Origin of the sequence: Pseudoalteromonas sp. SR45-5, from assembly GCF_014163565.1 — a bacterium.
Lineage (GTDB): Bacteria > Pseudomonadota > Gammaproteobacteria > Enterobacterales > Alteromonadaceae > Pseudoalteromonas > Pseudoalteromonas distincta.
In genome coordinates this window covers 1-1,777 of sequence record NZ_JACJDN010000738.1, presented here as the reverse complement: position 1 = coordinate 1,777, position 1,777 = coordinate 1, and the positions used below count along the sequence as shown (strand labels likewise).

The 1,777-nt window shown below is 38.6% G+C and carries 1 protein-coding gene and 2 pseudogenes; 1 reads left to right on the top strand and 2 read right to left on the bottom strand.

The annotated features are described in order from the left end of the window. Together H5072_RS18515 and H5072_RS21580 are read right to left on the bottom strand one after the other, a co-directional pair. A pseudogene (locus tag H5072_RS18515) lies at nt 1-286 on the bottom strand (hypothetical protein); the annotation flags it as partial. 54 nt (nt 287-340) lie between these two features. Beyond that, nucleotides 341-421: pseudogene (locus tag H5072_RS21580) on the bottom strand (helix-turn-helix domain-containing protein); the annotation flags it as partial. Between the two features lie 160 nt (nt 422-581). Between H5072_RS21580 and H5072_RS18510 the strand changes: the two are divergent. After that, on the top strand, nt 582-1,556 hold the full coding sequence (locus tag H5072_RS18510; RefSeq protein WP_182694397.1) for a transposase: 975 nt from the start codon (nt 582-584) through the stop codon (nt 1,554-1,556). The last annotated feature ends 221 nt before the right edge of the window (nt 1,557-1,777 follow it).

The window sequence follows — 1,777 nt, the reverse complement described above, 5'->3', positions numbered from 1 at the left end:
TACATCTTTGACCCCAAACTGTTTTCGTTTTACGGGTTGGATATTTTTTCTTACGTTTTTTATGTTGCCTAGCTAAATATACAATAAGTGATGGTTCATTCTTGTATATATATTGATAAATGGCATCGTGAGATACGTTGGGTAAGGTTTTATCAAATTTTATTCGCCCAGCTATGATCTCAGGACTCCACCCAAGCTTGAGCTTATCAGTCACATATCGTTGAGCTTCAACAGACTTAAGCTTAACTCGCTTAACTCTCTCCCTTACCCTTACTTCGTAATACATTTGAGCTGGATGAGGGTAATAAGTTGGTACGTAATAATCATATTTATTACGCTTTAACTCTCGGCTAATAGTGCTATGTGAACGATTTAGTAATCGGCTCACCTCACGTATTGATTTTTTTGGTAATGATACCACTCAAATAAACGACAACGTTCAAAGTTAGATAAATGTGAATATTGGGTACCCATGGCACACCTCCTGAACTTATAGTTTAGTAAAGGTGGTGCACTTCGACCTTGAATCTGCCAATTAAGGACTACGTTTTATCTAGTCTAAAAAACAAGCAGGGTGTCTTATGGCTTTCGCAAGAAAGCGTCAAGTAAGTTTGGTTGATACAAAATACTACCATTGTATTTCACGCTGTGTTCGTCGTGCATTTTTATGTGGGGAAGATCGTTTTACTGGTCAATCTTACGAGAATCGACGAGGTTGGGTTGAAGATAAGCTGCTTGAATTAGCAAAAATATTTTGTATTGATGTATTTGCTTATGCCGTCATGAGTAATCATACCCATTTAGTACTATATGTAGATGATAAGAAAGCAAACAGGCTGAATGATAAAGCGATTGTTATTCGCTGGCATAAACTGTGTAAAGGCACATTGTTAACGCAAAAATATGTACAAGGTGAAAAGCTAAGTAAAGTTGAACTCATCTATTTCAACCAAACGGTTAAACAATACCGCGAACGTCTAGCAAGTATTAGCTGGTTTATGCGGGTGTTAAATGAAGACATTGCCCGCAGAGCAAATAAAGAAGATAACTGCACAGGGAGGTTCTGGGAGGGTAGATTCAAATCGCAAGCATTACTAGATGAAGCAGCACTTGCAGCCTGTATGGCCTATGTTGATTTAAATCCCATTAGAGCTAAAATGGCTAACACACCAAAGGAGTCAGACCATACCAGTGTACAAAATCGCTTAACATGCGCGGCAGAAGGTAAACAACCTAAGCAGTTACTACGTTTTGCAGGCATGCCACGTCAGATTATGCCTAAAGGGCTGCCGTTTGAGCTTAAATCGTACCTTGAACTCGTTGAGCTAACAGGGCGAATAATACGAGAGGATAAGCGCGGGCATATTGATAATATGAACTTTCCTTTACTAGAAAGGCTTAATATATCCTCAGATAACTGGCTAAAACTCACTACGCAATTTACGCGCGTATTTCACGGCGCAGTAGGCAGGCCGACCTCACAAGCAAGTTACTGTGAAAACTTAAAGCGAAAGCGGCGAGCGAATATCAGTAACTGCGAAAAGCTACTCGCATAAATTAAAAACCATTTGGCAAAAGTTAAAACTGCAACCTTGCAGTTATTTTCATGCGTGTAATTCAGGTTTTAGCGTGCTAATGTCTTATTTAATGGATGAAATAAAAGTAACCCAATATTAAAAGATAAATTCTCAACCTAAAAGTGAATAGCCAGATTAAAAATAGAGTGGCTGTCTTGTTTAGTTCGTGTTTGTTCAATTAAAGTCGCTGTTTGGTTTGG